This window comes from Enterobacillus tribolii, from assembly GCF_003363015.1.
Lineage (GTDB): Bacteria > Pseudomonadota > Gammaproteobacteria > Enterobacterales > Enterobacteriaceae > Enterobacillus > Enterobacillus tribolii.
Genome location: NZ_QRAP01000014.1, coordinates 1 through 15,502, shown reverse-complemented (window position 1 = coordinate 15,502; position 15,502 = coordinate 1). Strand labels below are relative to the sequence as shown.

Sequence of the window (15,502 nt, the reverse complement as noted above, 5' to 3'; positions counted from 1 at the left end):
AACATGGCGCTTTTTCTGTTTATGAATATCAGAAGTGATATTTGATGCCCATCATGACCTGCGTGTCGTTGTAACCTTTGTCACCGGCCTGATAGCCGACGTTACCCCACAGGTTCAGCCGCTTGCTGGTCTGGCCTTCCACACCGACCTTAACTTCACCGATGTTTTTGGCGCCGCGCATGGCGTTGTGCTCATCGTTCATTTTCACGCCGAAGTCTTTCGTGTTGTGGATCCAGTTCAGTTCGACGAACGGCTGGAAGGTACGGTCCTTACCATCATCGATGGCGTGATGCCCGCTGGCGTAGGCGCGAACCCCCAGACGCGTCATCAGGTTGCCGTCGCCTTCGCCGCGAACGCGGGTTCCGTTGTGCTCGCGGTGATCGTCGGCTTTAACGCCCATCCAGGTAAGCTGCGCCTTGGGCTGCAACCAGTAGCTGGCACGCTCGTTTGCACCGAGTTTGAAGGTGTAGCCGCTTTCCAGCGAGGCGGTGAAACCGTCGGAGTCGTACTTCTCGGTTTGCAGCGCATCGCCGCTGACCCGGTTTTTAAACCAGCTGTAGAGCGCCCAGGTATCAACGTACAGACCGGTTTTATCTGCCTCATTATGATACCAGGTACCGTACAGGCCGACGCTGTAGCCGTTGACGTGTCCGCGTGAACTGTAGCCCGTCACCGAAGAGCGGGTTTTGCTTTGGTTATTGGCATAGCCTGCCATCAGGCCAAGGTGCCAGCGATCCTGCCCGTTGCTGGTCCATTGCGCCAGATCGCCGCCGATTTGCAGCACGTAGCGGTTGCCGGTGGTGCTCAGCTGGCCGCTGGCATCGCGGAAGCGGTTATGACCACCTTCGTTGCGCATCCACATGCTGGTGACTTTTTGCTCACCGGTTAAGACATCGGTGTACTGGGTTTCACCCAGACGATCGTGGAGGCGGGTGATGAACATCGTATTGGCCGCCGCCAGGTTAGCGATGTAGCTGCCGGATTCCGGACGCTGAACGTGTTCCGGATCAGGCTCAGGTTCCGGCTCAGGTTTTGGTCCAGGTCCAGGTCCGGGGCCAGGTCCCGGCCCCGGTCCAGGGCCCGGACCGGGTTCTGGCTCAGGTTCCGGTTCAGGATCGACCGGGGGTTGCTCCTTGTAACTGGTCAGATACCAGTTACTGTCCTTTTTCACGATGGAGTAGTCATAGCTGCCGGCAACGATGCGGGTGCCATCCAGTTTCTGGAAGATACCATCAGAATCGCCCGCTACGTTGACGATCTCAATCCCTTCAATCGTCGTAGCGCCCGCGCCGCCGATGTTGTTAATGATCATGTTGGTGGTGCCGGAGGTTGAGCCTTTGACCACCAGCTTGTCGGTTTTGGAGTTATCGTCGCCCAATACCGTATTCATCGCGATGATGCCGCCGTCGCCGTCATAGTTACCTGTGACGGTGAGGATGCTGGGGACGAAATTCTCCGGGTCGTCGACATCCGCAGGCGGGGCGAAGTTCAGCCGTGAACCGTTCAGGGAGAAGGTGGAAACCATGGAGTCCTGCGTCATGTTCCAGATGCTGCCTGTCGACATCGTGACGTTAATGGTGCCGTTGTCCGGGTTGGCTGCGCCTTCTGCGGTTCCTGCATTGGCATAGCCGGTGAACGTGCTGGTGTTTTGCATCGTCAGGGCGACGGCGCCTTCGGTTGCCGCGCTGAGGTTGCCGGTCAGGGTGCTGCCGTTATCCAGCTGCAGGCTGACACTGCCTTTATCGGTAGCGTCAGCGTTGCCGGTGAACGTGCTGGTGTTTTGCATCGTCAGGGCGACGGTGCCTTCGGTTGCCGCGCTGAGGTTGCCGGTCAGGGTGCTGCCGTTGTCCAGTTGCAGGCTGACACTGCCTTTATCGGAGGCGTCCGCGTTGCCGGTGAACTGGCTGGCATCCGTCAGCGCCAGACGGGCATTACCCTGTGCAGTGGCATTGATGTTCCCATCCAGGCTGCTGTTATTGGCCATGGTTAAATCTATGAGGCCGCTGTTCAGGGCGTTGACGTCGCCTGTTACCATGCTGCTGTCGATCATGTTCAGCGCGATCTGTCCCTGCTCATTGGCCAGCAGGTTGCCGGTGATCGTGAAAATACCCGCGCTAGCGCTGTCGGTTTCCGCGTCATAAGAGTGAACAATGGCGTCTTCGCCGTAGACCGAAATCGCGTTGGATTTAGCGCCCAGCACGGTGATGTTGGCGCCGCCGAGCAGCTCAATGCTGCCGCTGTTGTAGTTGATTTCGGTGCCTTTTTCCGCGTGCAGACCATCAGCGACCGAATTGGCGCCGGTGTTCTTGGTGAGAACGGTGACGTTATCGCCGAGCACGACCCGTCCGCCTTTGTTGGCGAACACGCCGTGGGCATTGGACCCGGCGGTGGTGATGCTGCTGTCGGCGCCGATTTTCACGATGGCCTGGCCGAGCTGGACGCTGTCTTCCTTCGAACCGGACTCATTACTTTTTTGGCGGTTACCGGCATAAACGCCGTAGCCTTCGCCGCTACTGGTGTTGCTACCGCTGCCGTTAGTGGTGATCACCGCGCCGCGGCCGATTTCGATCAGGTTCAGGATAGAGTCCCGATCGCCCAGGTTTGCACGTACCCCCATGCCGTAGGTGGTCGTGATCTTTGCGTTTTCACCGATGATGACGGCCATTGAGCCAGAGCCATAGCCAATGTTAATGCCATCGCCGGAAATCCCCGTGGCCTTTAGCTGGGCGTTATTGCCGACGACGATTGAAGCATCAACATCGTTGCCGGCTTTAGTCATAATAACGTCGGCGCCGCTGCGCAGAAAAGAACCGGTAGTGGCGACGAGGTTATCTCCGAACACGATACCGGTGCTCCTGTCGCCGGGAACCGCGTTGTTGGCGTTTTTGTAGATTGCCGATCCCTGGTAGCCGCCGCTGTTGGCACCCGTGATGGTGTAATCGTCACCATAGCTGCCGTTGCTCCAGATGAAGCCGGTGTATTGCTGGCCGGCATGTACCAGAGGGGGGAGGACAAGGGTCCCCAGAGCCAGGGAGATGTTAATTGCGATGAAGGAAAGATTTTTCCTATAGAGAGACATGATTATTCTCCAATTCCTTTTTGAACAGGCATCTGGCGATGCATATCGTCAGTCATTGACTAAGAGCATTCTTATTCATCGGGTATAATCTTATATTGATCGGGATCATTTTATATGTGAGATCTATTCGTGCTAATTATATTAAGGGCTTTCATGCTGTTTCTTCTGTTTTAATGGCGGTAATCCCTTAACTTATCCATTTTATGGTGATAAATTCGTTATTTTCACCAATCCCTTTTTATTTCGCGATAAAAAGGTGTTGCTTTCCGGGCGCGTTGCGGTGGGTGGATTGCTCATTAATAATACGGACCAGGCGGTCTGAATGCGTAATCAATCAATAACGCTTAATCATTGATTTTATAATCCATAGGGACGCTATGGATTATTCCGGCAATACTGGATGATTCTGATGTATTTCTTATTTTCCCTTCTCTTTACCGGTATTGAGAGGTAAAATGACGCCGAAAGTAAGGTTTCCTGTTAAAAAAATATAAATATGTCAAAAGGATAGGCGCAGGGATGCAAAATAATCCGTCGGTGCCTGTTCATTTATGAATCCAGGTGGCCGGGCGTAATTGATTAGTAGAACTGAGTAATCGCAATGACATTATCCGATCTGATTAAAAGAGCGATTCCGGCGACTCCCTGGCAAAGCGGGGAGAAAATTCCGTGGAATGATGAATCATTCAGTGTGCGCATGCTGGAAAACCACCTTTCCCAGGAACATGACTGGGCCAGCAGGCGTTTTCGTGTCATTGAGCAACAAATTCATCAGATTACCGCCCGTTTGGGCAGCGATCGGCGCCGCGTGCTGGATCTCGGCTGCGGGCCGGGGTTTTATCTGCAACGCTTAGCGGCCAAGGGATACCGGTGTACCGGGGTGGATTTTTCACCTGCGTCGATTCGTTATGCCAAAGAGCAGGCGGCGAAGGACGGCTTTAATATCGATTACGTGCTGTCTGATATTCGTACGTATCACAGCACGGAACGGTTTGACTTCATTATGCTGACGTTCGGCGAGTTCAACGTATTCAGCCGGGATGATATTGAGCGGTTGCTGCCTCAGGTGGCATCAATGCTGAACCCTGGCGGTATGTTGCTGACCGAAGTACATACCTGGGATGAGGTTTGTCGCCAGGGAATGCAGGAAAGCAGCTGGCAGACGCTTGAGAGCGGTCTGTTTTCCGCTGCGCCGCATCTGTTGCTGCAGGAGAATTTTTGGGACGGGGAGCAGCAGATAGCCACGTCGTCCTATTGGGTCATCGAAGAGGGTGACAAGGTCAGCCGTTACGACTCCAGCATGCAGGCGTATACGCAGGACGGGTATCGCAAGCTGTTTGCCTCCTGTGGTTTTGCGCCCGTCGGCACACAGCCGTCGGCGTCGTGGCAGCCGGGTGAGGAGTTTAAGAACAAGCTGGATGCCTATTGGTGGCAGAAGGCGTAACGCCGGGCTAGCGCCCGGTCTGTAATGCCAGCCGCAGCACGTCCAACACGCCCTCGCTGAGCGGGGGCGGTTCCCGCATCAGGTCGCTGGTGACGAACCAGCGGGCCTCCAGCGCGTCGTCCCCGGCGCGGATTTTCGTTTCCCCGTGACAGCAACGACACAAAACGGCAACCAGAATGAAATGGTGCCTGAGTTGCCCGTTTGCGGCATAGTCGAGCGCATCCAGCGTGGTAAGCACCGGACCGGCTTCGGCGATGAGGTTGGTTTCTTCATGCAGCTCGCGCAGCGCGGCGGCAGACAGTGTTTCTCCGGCCTGAATTTTTCCGCCGGGAAATCCCCATAATCCCGCATCGGGCGGATTTGCCCGTCGCACCAGCAAAACCCGGTCATTGTGTACGACCACCGCAATAGTCGCCGCAACGGGGCTCACGACTTCCGCCATAATTTACTCCCGGATGGCCGGCCGCGGTATTGCCCTTGCGGGCAATACCCTGCGTGCCTGGCTGGATTTGTGCAACTGATTGGTATGTACAAAATACGTTACTGAAAGAAAACTTTGACCTGTTCGAAAACCATCACGTCTTCGTTATGGCGATGAATCGCCAGTACATCCTCCAGCTTATCAACCTGATTGATCATCTGCGGCAGACGAGCGTCGTCAAGCACCAGCAGCCAAATCCGGCTTTTATCGCCGTCTTTCAGCGGCATACACAAAATGCCTTCCAGGTTGAAGGCGCGGCGGGCAAACAGGCCGCAAACGTGCGTCATAACGCCGGGATGGTTTCTCACCGTGAGTTCAAGCACCACCGGAGTATTTTGATGTTCGGACATGGCTTACTCTCCAATCATGTCAATGTTGGCGGCGCCGGGCGCAACCATCGGGAAAACTTTCGCCTCAATGTCAATCAACGCGTGAATCAGGCACGGACCGGGACGTTGGATGGCTTCCCGTAAGGCCTGGCGGGGATCGGCTGCGGCGTTCAGATCGCAGGTATCCATACCGAAACCGGAGGCGATTTTAATGAAATCTGTGCTGTAGGGATACGTTGAGGCAAAAATATGCTGTTGATAGAACAGGGTTTGTTGCTGATGTACCAGCCCCAGCGCCTGATTGTTCATCAGAATGATTTTGATATCCAGATTATGTTCAGCTGCGGTGGCCATCTCCTGAATATTCATCATGATGCTGCCGTCGCCGGAAAAACACAGCACTTTGCGTTCCGGCTGCGCCAGCGCGGCGCCGATGGCGGCGGGCAGGCCGAATCCCATCGTTCCCAGTCCGCCGGAGGTCAGCCACTGGCGCGGACGGCGCAGCGGATACGCCTGAGCGACCCACATCTGATGCTGGCCGACGTCGGTGGTGATAATGGCGTCATCGTCCACGGCGTCGGCCGCGGCGCGAATCAGTCCGTAGTGGCTGAGCGGATCGTCGATGTTGTTCGGCGTGAAGGGGAAATCGCGTTGCATATCGCGCATTATCGTCAGCCATCCGGCGCGCGGCTGTGCTTCGATATGCGGCAACAGCTGACGCAGAACCTCACCGACGTCTGCATGCAGGGTGACGTCCGGCTGGCGGATTTTGCCCAGCTCGGCGCGGTCGATGTCAACGTGGATAACTTTGGCGTTGGGGCAGAACTGCTCCATTTTGCCGATGGCGCGGTCGTCAAAGCGGGCGCCCAGTACGATCAGCAGATCTGACTCGTGCAAAATGAAGTTGGTGCTGCGCGCGGCATGCATGCCCAGCATGCCCAGCGACAGCGGATGATCGCCCGGCAGGGTGCCCAGCGCCATCAGCGTCATGGCGGTAGGGATGTTGGCGCGCTCCGCCATTTCCCGCGCCATCGCCTGCGCCTGGCTGTTGATGATACCGCCGCCCAGGTACAGTACCGGCCGCTGTGCGCGGTTGATCATGTCGGCGGCGCGCAGCACCGGTTCATTGGCGAAAGCCGGCGGGGCGTCGGGCGTGGCGATGGGCGGCAGTTCGTCCAGCTCAATTTCGGCCGTTTGCACATCTTTGGGGACGTCGATCCACACCGGGCCGGGCCGTCCTGATTCCGCGATGCGGAAAGCATCGGTAATGACCTGCGGCAGCTCGCGGATGTCGCGCACCAGATGGTTGTATTTGGTGATGGGAATGGAGATCCCGTACGTATCCACCTCCTGGAAGGCATCGGTGCCGATCATCGAGGACGCGACCTGGCCGGTGATGCACACCAGGGGAATGGAGTCGAGCTTGGCGTCGGCAATAGCGGTAACCAGGTTGGTCGCCCCCGGCCCGCTTGAGGAGATACAGACCGCGGCTTTGCCGCTTACCCGCGCCATTCCCTGAGCGATAAACCCCGCGCCTTGTTCATGACGGGCCAGGACGTGATGAATAATCCGGCTCTGGCTCAGCGCGTCATACAACGGCAGGGCTGCGCCGCCAGGAATGCCGGCGAGAGTGGTGATACCCTGCCGTTCCAGCAGGTGAACGATCAATTGCGCGCCCGTATAACGTTTGCGTTGTGTGGATGTCATTGCGTCTTCGTCCTTCTTCTGGGCCGGGGCGCCTCAGGCAGGACTCACAGAAGAGAAAACCCCGCCCGGTTTGCGCCGGCGGGGTTTTGAGAATCGTACGTTGATTCGGGACCCGTTACGGCGCATTGCCGACGACCACCACCACACGCACGACGACCACCGCGGCAGGTTGCGCGGTTAGTAGCAGGCTTTGGGTTGGCAGGGTCGTAGTCACGGGATTCCTTAATCAATAAACTATCAACGATGTTTTTTATAAAAGCATAAGCCGGAAAATGGCACAACGTTTTTGCCTACGCAGACGAAAAAATGCGGTTCCGGTCACTTTTTCGGGTCTGAGCGGATTGAAGATGGCGGTTTTTTATACTCAGAAAAACAGGAAGATAAGCGCAACGGGGAAGCTGAGCGGCCAGGTGGTGCCGATAAGCAGGGCGGCGAGCAGGCGCATTTTGATGGAATCACGGCTGAAAAAGAAAATTATCAGGGCAGTGACGGCCATACCGATAAAATAAATGGATCTTATGGTGTCCCAGTGGGAAGACATCGGAAAAACCTGCTACAACAAAGAATGACGCGGATCATTGTAACGGGTCGGATTTAAAGGGGCAAACGAACATCATTTCTGCCGGATTTGGATAAAAACCATAGATATCAATTTATTGAATATTCTTTTAGTGAGGGCTAATGATGGTGATTAAAATTTAATTGATTATTTGCGCAATAATTTTATCGGGCGTAGACTAAGAAAAGTACAGAAACAAACAGGAGGGTCCTTATGCTATCCCTCAAAATTCAATCCCTCAGACTTTTTATCGCAGCCCATGCGCAGTTCATGACGGCCTTCTGGTCGATTTTGATCATCATTATGGAAGCATCCATCGCGCTCTACATTCTTCGGAATATTTAAGTATATAAAGATTTTTGTTTAGCATTTAATCACGCTTGTATTAATTTATACGATAAATTAGTTTAAATACTGGCTGTGGTTATTGCCGGGAGAGTGGTGTGTTAACCCGAAAACTGTTGGAGTCTGACGAGTTCGCCAGGACCTATTCAACGCTGGAAAAGATGTTCCTGACGCCCGAGCAACTGAACTGCTCGTTGCAGGAAACGCTGAAGCGTTGCCCCGTCACGCAGGATGTGTGGATTTTTGGTTACGGTTCGTTGATTTGGAATCCGCTGCTGGACTTCGCTGAAGCACAAACCGGCCGCCTGAACGGCTGGTCGCGTGATTTTAACATTCGTCTGCTGGCGGGGCGCGGGTCTGCGCGCGCGCCGGGCAGGATGCTGGGCCTGAAGGCGGGCGGAGAAACCTGCGGTATCGTGTTCCGGCTTGATGCAGACAAGGTGCAGCAAGAGCTTCGCCTGCTGTGGATGCGGGAAATGCTGGCCGGAGTGTATAACCCGTGCTGGTGCAACGTACAACTGGCGGACGGGCGCAGCGTTTGGGCGATTACTTTCGTAACCAATCCCTCGCATCCTCTGTATGAGGCGGATACCACCTGCGGAGTTGTTGCCGGAATGATTGCCGGCGCGTGCGGCGCGCTCGGTTCGAATGCGGAATATCTGTTTTCGCTGGAGCAGGCGTTAATTCGCCTCGATATTGAAGATCCTATGATCGGAGAATTAGCGGAATACGTGCGTTTAATTCAAAACGATGGGCAGGCAATAAAGCAAGACGGATAAAAAAAACCGCCGGTGAAAACCGGCGGGAGAATGTGATGATGAACATAAAATAATAGTTATCGGTAGGTATTAAACGTTTTTAACTGCGGCAAGGCAATGGCTGATATTCTGAAAACTCCTATGGCGCTTATCCTAAATTTATGCTTGTAAGTCTCAGGCTATATTCTGAAATGCGCGGGAATGCACTTTTTGCTCATCATTGCGGCAGATGAAGGAGACGTTTTCCTCTTATATTATTGCTCTCCCCGGTGTGGGGCGGGATATATAAATATAAGAGGAATGGATGCAACACTATAGCGATGTAGAAAAGTATTTTAACCGCGAAGGGCATATCTCGGTAGAGATTGCGGGATATCCTCTCAGGCTTGATTTGGCTAACCAGTATGAAAGGCGCTGCGCCTTATGCCTGCTTTGTGACGTAACCCATCCGCAATTTGATATTACACGATTTCTTATCAATCATTTGGTAAAAAAAGGCGACCGGGTGCTGGATGCGGGCGCGAATATTGGGTTAACCGCGCTGTGGTTACTTGCCGCCGGAGCCCGGAACGTCACTGCCGTAGAGGCGTTTCCGGCATTTGCCGGGAGAATAGACGCGCTTGAACATCCGGATATTACCTGCATTAATGCAGCGCTTTGCGGGGAGATTGGCGAAAAAGAGATGTTTACTTCGCCGGTTTATGAGCAGGGGGCAACCTGCGATCCGGAAATTGTTGATCGTCTCAGATGGCTTTCAGAGGAGCCGCCTGTCACGATTTCCGTGCCGGCGCTTGGCGTGGATGCTATAGGAGAAGCATTTGATATCTGGAAACTGGATATTGAAGGCGCGGAAATCGATGTGATTCAGGGCGCGTCCCGCTCCCTGGCGAATAATCCGCCGAGAGCGATCTGGGCTGAGATAGATGATGATAAATTCAATGTATTCAATGGCATCATCAAGAAAACGCATCCTTACGTTTATCGTGCGGGGATAACGACCAAGGACCATACCTTAGCGATAATGGAGCCGGAAGCGTTTAAAGAACACAGCGGCGATTTTCATGACATATCGCCGACGTATATTTTCCTGCGCGAAGAGCCTCATCCGGATGATATTCCCCGTCATACCTGCGCTTGCCAGGAGCACGCAGAGAAATAACGGAAAGTGTGTAACCCGTCGGAAATCCGGCGGGTTAGTTTTATTGCATGCCGCGGATGATTTATTTACCTTAACCGGGATGATAATGATCTGACTTATTCTTATTTATATAAGAATAAGCCCGGTATTTTTTGTCTACAGACGCTTTTTTGCTCCGGGCATTAATTGACGCCGTGCCAACGATTCCAAAACAAAATCAACAGCCAGGCTGCGGCAACCCAGCAGACGACGGCGCCTGTCAGGGCCCAGGGCAGGCGTACCCAGCTGATTAAGACCAGTAAAGACGCCAGATAGATAAAATAAGGAATGATCGCCCACATACCAAAGATAATGGTGGCGCGTAAGGCTTCAGTGCCACGTTCGCTTCCGACAATGTAATGCGCGATTAACGCAAATGTCGGAAAAAGGGGGATCAGACCGGCAATGTAATAATTACGGGTTTTCGATAAAACCCCGATCAACACGACCACCAGTGCGCCAAGAATGGCTTTTAAAACAAGTCCCATGGCCATTTCCAAGTCTTATCCCGCGTGGCGCAGGTGCTGCAGCCGGAGGGAAGGGCGAACGAAACGACGCGGGGCCAGCAGCGTTACCGGGCGCTGGCCGTTGTCGCATAGCTTATTTACGGTATTCGTGGATGATTTGGCTGAGGGTGCGGTTAAACGCTTCCGCTTGTGCCGGATCTTCAAGCTGGGCAGCGAATTTCTGCGTATTAATGATGACTTTGCCGGCATCTGCCTGGCCCATGGCCTTCAGCATAAACGTCAGGGTGGCTTTGAGGCAGGCCACTTCGTTTGCCAGGGACTCAATCGTGGGCTCAGTGGAAAAGTCGACGTTGCTCATATAATATCCTTTCTCATAATGTGTTCATACAGACTGCCGCCCCGCCGGATGCGGGCCGGGCTGCTCGGCGTGAAGTATATCACAACCCGTGATAATAGCGTGCGCCGCCGCCGGGCGAGGCAGCAGCAAAAGTAACAAAAGTGTCGTTTCTGCTCATATTATGGAATGAATTATCATTATACTTGCCGTTTTTTCAGGATGTTTCCGTATTATTTTTATCGGCACAACGGACTGCGCGTGTTAAAATCGTTTCCGGCTATTCACCGTTGGGAAAGCACAGAATGCAAAACCAGTAGGTGTCAATATATTCATAGCAATATACAACAGTTATTTTTATAATTATTGTATGTTGGCTAAATGTTGATTATGTTGCCGATTTATTGGAATGCATGCAGGGAGCGCTTTTGATGCACTGTTAATACGATTTTACCTGCGTGATTTACGCGCAAACGCGGATAAACGCAAATTAAGTGGCTGATAATTAATCTGGCGCGAATAAATGCATTAGTAAATTCACTATTCATTATTGGAACAAAAACCAGTATTATCTACTAAACTTGATTGATGAGCAGTGCTGTTATTCTCTTCATTATGTTGGAGATTTTTCTTTGATAAGCGTTCTTCTTGTTGATGACCACGAACTGGTGCGCGCAGGGATCCGACGCATTCTTGAAGATATCAAAGGGATTAAAGTTGTTGGCGAGGCCCAGTGCGGCGAGGATGCCGTTAAATGGTGCCGCAGCAACAACGTTGATATCGTACTCATGGATATGAACATGCCGGGCATCGGCGGGCTTGAAGCGACTCGCAAAATTTTGCGGCATAGCCCGGATGTCAAGGTGATCATGTTGACTATCCACACTGAAAATCCGTTGCCGGCGAAAGTCATGCAGGCGGGGGCATTCGGCTACCTGAGCAAAGGCGCCGCGCCGCAGGAAGTGGTGAACGCGATTCGGGCGGTGCATGCCGGCCAGCGCTACATTGCTTCCGATATCGCGCAGCAGATGGCACTGAGCCAGCTGACGCCGCAAACGGAGACGCCTTTCAGCAGCCTGTCGGAACGTGAACTGCAAATCATGCTGATGATTACGCAGGGGCGTAAGGTCAACGAGATTTCAGAGCAACTGAACCTCAGTCCGAAAACGGTAAACAGCTATCGCTACCGTATGTTCAGCAAACTAAACATCAATGGCGACGTTGAGCTGACGCATCTGGCAATCCGTCACGGATTGTGTACGGCAGAGAAGTTACGCGGAAGTGAGTGAACCGTTTGATCCCAGAGCGTTTCTGAAAACAGTCACCAGTCAGCCGGGCGTCTACCGTATGTATGATGCCAGCGATACGGTGATTTATGTTGGCAAGGCAAAAGATCTCAAAAAACGCCTCTCCAGTTATTTCCGGCAAAATCTCGCCAGCCGTAAAACGGAAACTCTGGTAAAGAACATCGCGCAAATAGACGTAACCGTCACGCATACTGAAACCGAAGCGCTGCTGCTGGAACATAATTATATAAAATTATATCAGCCGCGATATAACGTTCTGTTGCGGGACGATAAATCCTACCCATTGATTTTTCTTAGTGCAGACACTCATCCCAGAATCAGTATCCATCGTGGTGCAAAGCACGCCAAAGGGGAATATTTTGGGCCTTTCCCTAATTCTTACGCGGTAAGGGAAACGCTGGCGCTGCTGCAAAAACTTTTCCCGGTTCGCCAGTGTGAGAACAGCGTTTACCGCAACCGTTCGCGCCCCTGTCTGCAATATCAGATTGGTCGTTGTCTTGGCCCCTGTGTAAAAGGGCTGGTCAGCGAAGAAGAGTATGCGCAGCAGGTGGACTATGTGCGTCTGTTCCTGTCCGGTAAAGATAATCAGGTGCTGAACTCCCTGATTGCGCGGATGGAAGAAGCCAGTAAAACGCTGAATTTTGAAGAGGCCGCACGCATTCGCGACCAGATTCAGGCGGTGCGCCGCGTAACCGAGCGGCAGTTCGTTTCCGGCGACAGCGACGATCTGGACGTGATCGGCGTGGCATTCGATGCCGGCATGGCCTGCGTGCACGTGCTTTTCATCCGGCAGGGAAAAGTGCTGGGCAGCCGCAGTTACTTTCCCAAGGTGCCCGGCGGTACGGAGCTTGGGGAAGTGGTACAGACATTCGTCGGCCAGTTTTATCTGCAGGGCAGCCAGGTACGCACTTTACCCGGTGAGATTTTGCTCGATTTCAGTTTGCCGGAGAAAGACCTGCTGGCCGAGTCGCTGACGGAGCTTGCCGGGCGGCGTATTCAGATCCAAAGCCGTCCGCGCGGCGATCGGGCGCGTTACCTGAAGCTTGCCAGAACCAACGCAACGACGGCGCTGACCACCAAACTTTCCCAACAGTCGACCATTCATCAGCGCATGAGCGAATTGGAAAAAGTGCTGCATATTTCCGAGATCCGGCGTATGGAGTGTTTCGACATCAGTCATACAATGGGTGAGGAGACGGTAGCCTCCTGTGTCGTATTTGACCGTAATGGCCCGGTGCGCGCGGAATACCGTCGCTATAACATCACCGGCATTACGCCGGGGGATGACTATGCGGCAATGAATCAGGTGCTGCGCCGCCGTTACGGTAAAGCGCTTGATGAAGAGAAAATTCCTGACGTGGTATTTATCGATGGTGGGAAAGGGCAGTTATCGCAGGCGAAGGACGTTTTTTCCTCGCTGAACGTGTCCTGGGATACCACGAAGCCGCTGCTGCTGGGTATCGCCAAAGGCAGCGATCGTAAAGCCGGCCTAGAAACGCTGTTTTTTGAACCGGAAGGCGAAGGGTTTTCGCTCCCGCCGGACTCACCGGCGCTGCACCTGATTCAGCACATCCGTGATGACTCGCATGATCATGCTATTACCGGCCACCGTAAAAAACGCGCCAAAGTACGCAACACCAGTTCTCTGGAGACGATAGAAGGGGTGGGGCCGAAACGGCGGCAGCAACTGCTCAAACACATGGGCGGGTTGCAGTCTTTAATGAATGCAAGTGTCGAGCAGATCGCAAAAGTGCCGGGTATTTCGCTTGCACTGGCAGAAAAGATCCACAATGCGTTGAAACACTAAGGGTATTGTAGCAACATAGTACGATATCTCCTTAGGAAGATTTTTATCTCACGCTATGCAATTTAATATACCTACGTTGTTGACCCTGTTCCGGGTTATTTTGATCCCGTTTTTTGTCGTGGCGTTTTATCTTCCCTTCACCTGGGCTCCTTTTGTCTGCGCGCTGATATTCGTAATTGCGGCCATCACCGACTGGTTTGACGGTTTTTTGGCGCGCCGCTGGAAGCAGACCACGCGTTTTGGCGCTTTTCTCGACCCGGTGGCGGACAAAGTGATGGTTGCTACGGCATTGGTGCTGGTGACCGAGCATTTTCACGTATGGTGGATCACTCTGCCGGCTGCGACCATGATTGTGCGTGAGATTATTATCTCCGCGTTACGTGAGTGGATGGCGGAGATAGGCAAACGCAGCAGCGTGGCGGTTTCCTGGATAGGCAAAGTGAAGACCTCGGCCCAGATGCTGGCGCTGGTGGGCCTGCTTTGGCGGCCGGACAGCTATATTGTGGCCGCTGGCGTTATCGCGCTTTACATTGCGGCGGTGCTGACATTCTGGTCTATGTTCCAGTACCTGAATGCGGCGCGCGGCGATCTGCTTGAACCCTGATCGAAGCGCGTTAAAAAGCAGCAAACAGACGTGTTATACGAAAATTGGTGTTGACGCAGTGCGCCAGATAAGTAGAATGCAACGCATCGAACGGCGAAGTGAAAAGCCAGAAGATACAAGTAAATAAGTTCTGAATGAATGACTTATTTACCAAAGCGGGAATAGCTCAGTTGGTAGAGCACAACCTTGCCAAGGTTGGGGTCGCGAGTTCGAGTCTCGTTTCCCGCTCCAAATTAAAGAAATTTGCGCATAGCGCAGGTTTTAGCTCAAAGAGCGACAGATTTGGCGCGTTAACAAAGCGGTTATGTAGCGGATTGCAAATCCGTCTAGTCCGGTTCGACTCCGGAACGCGCCTCCAATTTTCCCAGAGCCCGGATGGTGGAATCGGTAGACACAAGGGATTTAAAATCCCTCGGCGTTCGCGCTGTGCGGGTTCAAGTCCCGCTCCGGGTACCATTGGAAAATAGCAGAATAATCAAAGCAATAAGCAGTGTCGTAGAACCGCCGGAAGGCGGTTTTTTTGTGATCTGAACTCCTTTTCCTAATATCCGTCCTAATATCTTTTTCCCATACTTCGGTAAAAACGAATAATCACTGACCACCAACAACCGGCACAACCTGAATTTTTCGGTCATATCTGGTCGTTTTGTAGTCCCTTCGATTTGAACATGAGGCCGAAACCATACGCTGGATACTGATGTGCCAGCTTTTGCAATGCCTAGATCACTGAAATATCCCGTTCGGTATTCGGGCGATAGTGTAAAAGGCTTCGACTAATACCGATAATACGGCACCCGCGTCGCTCACTGGCCTGATGTTCCGCCATAACATAGCGCACCAGCTCACGCCTCTCAGGTACCGTTAAAGTTTTTTTGCGACGACATCCTTAAGGATTTCATGATCCAGGCTCAGAGATGCATACATTTGTTTTAATCGACGTTTTTCTTCTTCCAGCTCTTTCATCCGCTTGATATCAGAGGATCCCATCCCACCGTATTTGGATTTCCAGTTAATGGGATGGACTACCTCCTCCCTCTACGGTTAACTGTACGAAATATGCTCAGCAGGAGAATCACCATGAATATCGTATTTCTGGGTATTGCT

At 53.0% G+C, this 15,502-nt stretch carries 14 protein-coding genes, 3 tRNA genes and 1 pseudogene; 10 read left to right on the top strand and 8 right to left on the bottom strand.

Translation table 11 applies throughout. From position 1 onward, the window contains the following. Positions 1 to 28: 28 nt before the first annotated feature. Positions 29 to 3,079: an autotransporter outer membrane beta-barrel domain-containing protein gene (locus C8D90_RS22430; RefSeq protein ID WP_196238527.1), complete on the bottom strand. Its 3,051-nt coding sequence runs from the start codon at positions 3,077 to 3,079 to the stop codon at positions 29 to 31. A 601-nt stretch (positions 3,080 to 3,680) separates the two neighbouring features. Between C8D90_RS22430 and C8D90_RS20320 the strand changes: the two genes are divergently transcribed. Next, positions 3,681 to 4,523: a class I SAM-dependent methyltransferase gene (locus C8D90_RS20320; protein WP_115460293.1), complete on the top strand. Its 843-nt coding sequence runs from the start codon at positions 3,681 to 3,683 to the stop codon at positions 4,521 to 4,523. A 7-nt stretch (positions 4,524 to 4,530) separates the two neighbouring features. Here the strand turns inward: C8D90_RS20320 and C8D90_RS20315 are convergent, their stop codons facing one another. From C8D90_RS20315 to ivbL, 4 genes are all read right to left on the bottom strand, one after another. Further along, a complete protein-coding gene (locus C8D90_RS20315; RefSeq protein ID WP_115460292.1) occupies positions 4,531 to 4,965 on the bottom strand; it encodes an NUDIX hydrolase in 435 nt (144 codons plus the stop codon). Between the two features lie 98 nt (positions 4,966 to 5,063). Then, positions 5,064 to 5,354, bottom strand: coding sequence for an acetolactate synthase small subunit (gene ilvN, locus C8D90_RS20310; RefSeq protein WP_115460291.1), 291 nt, complete (start codon positions 5,352 to 5,354; stop codon positions 5,064 to 5,066). Between the two features lie 3 nt (positions 5,355 to 5,357). Then, positions 5,358 to 7,040 (bottom strand): acetolactate synthase large subunit, encoded by a 1,683-nt coding sequence (gene ilvB, locus C8D90_RS20305; protein WP_115460290.1) that lies wholly within the window; start codon positions 7,038 to 7,040, stop codon positions 5,358 to 5,360. A gap of 115 nt (positions 7,041 to 7,155) precedes the next feature. Then, entirely contained in the window at positions 7,156 to 7,254 is a 99-nt protein-coding gene (ivbL, locus tag C8D90_RS20295; protein ID WP_115460289.1) for an ilvB operon leader peptide IvbL, read from the bottom strand. Positions 7,255 to 7,326: 72 nt separating this feature from the next. Here ivbL and C8D90_RS22580 point away from each other — a divergent pair, with 72 nt between their 5' ends. The 3 genes from C8D90_RS22580 to C8D90_RS20280 all read left to right on the top strand — a co-directional run bounded on the left by C8D90_RS22580 (position 7,327) and on the right by C8D90_RS20280 (position 9,861). Next, the gene (locus tag C8D90_RS22580) at positions 7,327 to 7,638 is read left to right on the top strand and encodes a hypothetical protein (protein WP_446661694.1); all 312 of its coding nucleotides are present in this window, start codon (positions 7,327 to 7,329) and stop codon (positions 7,636 to 7,638) included. A 404-nt stretch (positions 7,639 to 8,042) separates the two neighbouring features. Further along, positions 8,043 to 8,723, top strand: coding sequence for a gamma-glutamylcyclotransferase (locus C8D90_RS20285; protein WP_230473066.1), 681 nt, complete (start codon positions 8,043 to 8,045; stop codon positions 8,721 to 8,723). Positions 8,724 to 9,006: 283 nt separating this feature from the next. Then, on the top strand, positions 9,007 to 9,861 hold the full coding sequence (locus tag C8D90_RS20280; protein ID WP_115460287.1) for an FkbM family methyltransferase: 855 nt from the start codon (positions 9,007 to 9,009) through the stop codon (positions 9,859 to 9,861). A gap of 161 nt (positions 9,862 to 10,022) precedes the next feature. On the opposite strand, the gene C8D90_RS20275 is transcribed toward C8D90_RS20280, so the two are convergent. Continuing rightward, entirely contained in the window at positions 10,023 to 10,367 is a 345-nt protein-coding gene (locus C8D90_RS20275) for a GlpM family protein (protein WP_115460347.1), read from the bottom strand. Positions 10,368 to 10,479: 112 nt separating this feature from the next. After that, positions 10,480 to 10,704 (bottom strand): DUF2594 family protein, encoded by a 225-nt coding sequence (locus C8D90_RS20270; protein WP_115460286.1) that lies wholly within the window; start codon positions 10,702 to 10,704, stop codon positions 10,480 to 10,482. A 608-nt stretch (positions 10,705 to 11,312) separates the two neighbouring features. On the opposite strand from C8D90_RS20270, the gene uvrY reads away from it, so the two are divergent. The 6 genes from uvrY (at position 11,313) to C8D90_RS20240 (ending at position 14,854) form a co-directional block, all read left to right on the top strand. After that, positions 11,313 to 11,969, top strand: a complete 657-nt coding sequence (uvrY, locus tag C8D90_RS20265) for a UvrY/SirA/GacA family response regulator transcription factor (RefSeq protein ID WP_115460285.1) — start codon at positions 11,313 to 11,315, stop codon at positions 11,967 to 11,969. After that, on the top strand, positions 11,962 to 13,794 hold the full coding sequence (gene uvrC / locus C8D90_RS20260) for an excinuclease ABC subunit UvrC (RefSeq protein ID WP_115460284.1): 1,833 nt from the start codon (positions 11,962 to 11,964) through the stop codon (positions 13,792 to 13,794). Before uvrY ends, uvrC begins: the two co-directional genes overlap by 8 nt. A 55-nt stretch (positions 13,795 to 13,849) precedes the next feature. Then, entirely contained in the window at positions 13,850 to 14,398 is a 549-nt protein-coding gene (gene pgsA / locus C8D90_RS20255; RefSeq protein WP_115460283.1) for a CDP-diacylglycerol--glycerol-3-phosphate 3-phosphatidyltransferase, read from the top strand. A 155-nt stretch (positions 14,399 to 14,553) separates the two neighbouring features. After that, positions 14,554 to 14,629, top strand: a tRNA-Gly gene (locus C8D90_RS20250). Positions 14,630 to 14,682: 53 nt separating this feature from the next. Further along, positions 14,683 to 14,756: transfer RNA gene (locus C8D90_RS20245), tRNA-Cys, on the top strand. A gap of 11 nt (positions 14,757 to 14,767) precedes the next feature. Beyond that, positions 14,768 to 14,854: transfer RNA gene (locus C8D90_RS20240), tRNA-Leu, on the top strand. 265 nt (positions 14,855 to 15,119) lie between these two features. Here the strand turns inward: C8D90_RS20240 and C8D90_RS20235 are convergent. After that, a pseudogene (locus C8D90_RS20235) lies at positions 15,120 to 15,409 on the bottom strand (transposase); the annotation flags it as partial. Between the last annotated feature and the right edge of the window lie 93 nt (positions 15,410 to 15,502).

What these genes read in the sequence shown, in the direction of transcription:
- C8D90_RS20275 (WP_115460347.1), bottom strand. Translation starts at nt 10,367, where the DNA reads ATGGGACTTGTTTTAAAAGCCATTCTTGGCGCACTGGTGGTCGTGTTG.
- ilvN (WP_115460291.1), bottom strand. Translation starts at nt 5,354, where the DNA reads ATGTCCGAACATCAAAATACTCCGGTGGTGCTTGAACTCACGGTGAGA.
- C8D90_RS20320 (WP_115460293.1), top strand. Translation starts at nt 3,681, where the DNA reads ATGACATTATCCGATCTGATTAAAAGAGCGATTCCGGCGACTCCCTGG.
- C8D90_RS22430 (WP_196238527.1), bottom strand. Translation starts at nt 3,079, where the DNA reads ATGTCTCTCTATAGGAAAAATCTTTCCTTCATCGCAATTAACATCTCC.
- ilvB (WP_115460290.1), bottom strand. Translation starts at nt 7,040, where the DNA reads ATGACATCCACACAACGCAAACGTTATACGGGCGCGCAATTGATCGTT.
- C8D90_RS20280 (WP_115460287.1), top strand. Translation starts at nt 9,007, where the DNA reads ATGCAACACTATAGCGATGTAGAAAAGTATTTTAACCGCGAAGGGCAT.
- C8D90_RS20315 (WP_115460292.1), bottom strand. Translation starts at nt 4,965, where the DNA reads ATGGCGGAAGTCGTGAGCCCCGTTGCGGCGACTATTGCGGTGGTCGTA.
- pgsA (WP_115460283.1), top strand. Translation starts at nt 13,850, where the DNA reads ATGCAATTTAATATACCTACGTTGTTGACCCTGTTCCGGGTTATTTTG.
- C8D90_RS20270 (WP_115460286.1), bottom strand. Translation starts at nt 10,704, where the DNA reads ATGAGCAACGTCGACTTTTCCACTGAGCCCACGATTGAGTCCCTGGCA.